This window comes from Mesorhizobium sp. M7A.F.Ca.CA.002.09.1.1 (assembly GCF_003998555.1).
GTDB lineage: Bacteria > Pseudomonadota > Alphaproteobacteria > Rhizobiales > Rhizobiaceae > Mesorhizobium > Mesorhizobium ciceri.
The window spans coordinates 1-2959 of the sequence record NZ_RZRR01000718.1 but is presented as its reverse complement, the minus strand read 5'-3'; the positions used below and the strand labels follow the sequence as shown (position 1 = coordinate 2959).

At 61.1% G+C, this 2959-nt stretch carries 4 protein-coding genes; 1 reads left to right on the top strand and 3 read right to left on the bottom strand.

The window, feature by feature from the left end:
* From EN994_RS25050 to EN994_RS25040, 3 genes are all read right to left on the bottom strand, one after another.
* On the bottom strand, positions 1–202 hold a 202-nt coding region (locus EN994_RS25050; RefSeq protein ID WP_127307891.1), incomplete at its 3' end, for an FAD-dependent oxidoreductase.
* The gene (gene nadA, locus EN994_RS25045; RefSeq protein WP_063169250.1) at positions 199–1173 is read right to left on the bottom strand and encodes a quinolinate synthase NadA; all 975 of its coding nucleotides are present in this window, start codon (positions 1171–1173) and stop codon (positions 199–201) included. The genes nadA and EN994_RS25050, both read right to left, overlap by 4 nt.
* 62 nt (positions 1174–1235) lie before the next feature.
* Positions 1236–2198, bottom strand: coding sequence for a membrane protein (locus tag EN994_RS25040; protein WP_024505567.1), 963 nt, complete (start codon positions 2196–2198; stop codon positions 1236–1238).
* 171 nt (positions 2199–2369) lie between these two features.
* On the opposite strand from EN994_RS25040, the gene panB reads away from it, so the two are divergent.
* Positions 2370–2959: 3-methyl-2-oxobutanoate hydroxymethyltransferase (panB, locus tag EN994_RS25035; protein WP_127307890.1), on the top strand; the 590-nt coding region annotated here is incomplete at its 3' end.

Here is a 2959-nt window from a genome sequence, read left to right as displayed (position 1 = left end):
GGTGAAAATCTGGGCCGTCGTCGCCCCCGAGACTTGCCGCAAGACCGCCCTGGGCAAGTTCACTGCAGGCTCCGGTTCCAAGCGGCGCGTTGGTCAAAAGCACGACCGGTTCCGGCGCCAGATGAAGCGCCGTCATCAGGCCGGCAATGCCGCCGCCGATGACGACCGGCGCCCCCGCGATTTCGCGAACCTCCAGACTCATAGGGAAAGCATGCGCTCGACCGCGCGGCGGGCGGGGCCGGCAATTTCGGGATCAATCCGGACCTCATGCCGGTTCTGCTCGAGTGCGGCGCGAATGTTGGCCAGGTTGATGCGCTTCATGTGCGGGCACAGATTGCATGGGCGAACGAACTCGACGTCGGGATGCGCGACCGCGACGTTGTCGCTCATCGAACATTCGGTCAGAAGGACGACACGCTTCGGTTTCTCACGCTCGACATAATCCGACATCGCCGCGGTCGAGCCGGAGAACTCCGCCTCCGCGACAACGTCTGGTGGGCATTCTGGATGGGCCAGCACGATGACGCCTGGATGGGCATCGCGCAGTTCCCGGATGTCTGCTGCGGTGAAGCGCTCATGCACCTCGCAATGGCCTTTCCAGGCGATGATCTCGACGTCTGTATCGGCTGCCACGTTCCTCGCCAGATATTCGTCCGGGAGCATCAGCACACGCGCCACGCCAAGCGATTCCACCACCGCCTTGGCGTTGCCGGACGTGCAGCAGATGTCGGACTCCGCTTTTACGGCGGCGGAAGTGTTGACGTAAGTAACAACGGGGACCCCCGGATACCGCAGCCGCATTAGCCGCACGTCGTTTGCCGTGATCGATTCGGCCAGCGAGCAGCCGGCGCGGAGATCCGGGATGAGCACGGTCTTGTTCGGATTGAGCAGTTTTGCCGTCTCGGCCATGAAATGAACGCCGGCAACCACGATGATGTCGGCGTCGACCGTCACCGCCTTGTGGGCCAACGCCAGGCTGTCGCCGACGATGTCTGCCACGCAATGAAAAATTTCGGGCGTCTGGTAATTGTGCGCCAGCACCACCGCATTGCGCTCACGCTTCAGCGCTAAGATGGCTTCAATATCGCCGGCGAACGCGGGCCATTCAACGGGTGGGATCACCCGCCGGACACGCTCATACAAGGACGCAGCCATAGGTAACGCCCCAGTCATTGGCGCCTCGATTATATTCGGTTTGACAATAAGGGAATATATCTACCTTGACTATAAGTATGTCAAGCCCGCGCCAGCGGTAATTTTGTCCCGGCGATAGCCCTGTCGTCGAGGACGGCATGCCGGAAGCGATAAAGCTTCGCCGGTCGGCCGCCCGTGTCGAGGGAGGTCTCCCCGGTCTCCTCAACAAGTTCCTGCTGCTCGACCAATCTCCGGAAGTTCGGCTTGTTGATCAGCCTGCCAGCCAAAGCTTCCACGGTTCGCTGCAGTTGCAGCAGCGTGAAGGAAGGCCGCATAAGCTCGAACACGACCGGCCGGTATTTGATCTTCGAACGCAGCCGCGCGATCCCGGTTGCCAGAATACGACGGTGGTCAGCGACCATTGGTTTGCCAGCCGCGGCCGCAATCGCGTCCCTGCCGCCACCGGCCTCCTCAATCAGAGCAGCTTCATAGAGCAACTCGTAGCGTTGGAGCGTGAGTTCCTCGTTCCAATGGCGGTCGTCGAAGCCGAAGGCTATCGCAGCGCGCTGCCGGCGCTCGCGTTGAGTGGTCGGCTCGCTGGCGCCGCCGGCCCACTCAATCAGGCGGGGCCGCAATCTATCGAGCAGCACAGGCGGCGTGCCGAAGCGGTGGTCCTCCCAGGGAAAATATTCGTACCAACTTTGCCAGCCGCACGCGGCCGAGTTCGTTGCCTGTTCCTTCCTGGTCAATGCGAGATAGCTGATTGAGATGACGCGCTGGTGGCGCTCAGTGCCGATGCGATCGCGATCGGCGAAGGTGTAGAGTTGCTCGATGTATCCAAGTGCATGGCCGGTCTGCTGCTCCACCCACCCCCTCAAACCCGACTGCAGTGATCGATGCTCAAGGGCAAAAGGTCCAGAAGGGAGGGTGTCCGCATGACCGACTGTGAGGACACAGGGCTCACTGTCGTTTACGGCGACCACGACGGCAGTCAGGTCCACTTTGGCTTCGTCAGCTTTGACGGCGGCTTTGCCTTTCTTGGTTCTTCTTGTCTGAGGATCCATGTTTGCGAAAGCGGGTTGGCCCAACGGAGCGCCTTAATCGATTGAATGTAACCTTGGAAGCCAGCACGTCAACACCGGAGTACTCAAGCGCTGTTTTTAGCTCTTCGCAGTCGCACAAAAATATGCCAAACGCGACACCCGCTGTTGGTAACGTAAGGGAAGGGGCCTCGGTTGAGCGCGGCTGGTGAGATAAAAGGGATGACTCCTCCAGATATTCGATCGCGAAAAGGCCAGACGCCACTTGTATGCTTGACGGCCTACACCACGCCGGTCGCGAGGCTGCTCGATCGCCACTGCGACATCGTTCTTGTCGGCGACAGCGTCGGCATGGTGCTGCACGGCCTGTCGTCGACGCTGGGGGTCACGCTCGACATGATGATCATGCACGGACAGGCCGTTCGCCGCGGCCTTGAACACGCGCTGATGGTCGTCGACCTGCCCTTCGGTTCCTACGAGGAAAGCCCAGAGCACGCTTTCGGCAACGCTGCGCGCGTGATGGGTGAGACCGGTTGTTCAGCGGTAAAGATCGAGGGCGGCGAGACCATCGCGGAAACCATCCGCTTCCTTACCGCGCGCGGCGTACCTGTCATGGCCCATGTGGGCCTGACGCCGCAGGCGGTAAACACGTTTGGAGGCTATCGTGTGCAGGGCCGGGGAGCCGATGCAGAGCGGATCAGGCGCGACGCCAGGGCGGTAACTGAAGCTGGCGCCTTCTCCTTGGTGCTGGAAAAGATACCGGAGCAGCTTGCACGGCAGATAAC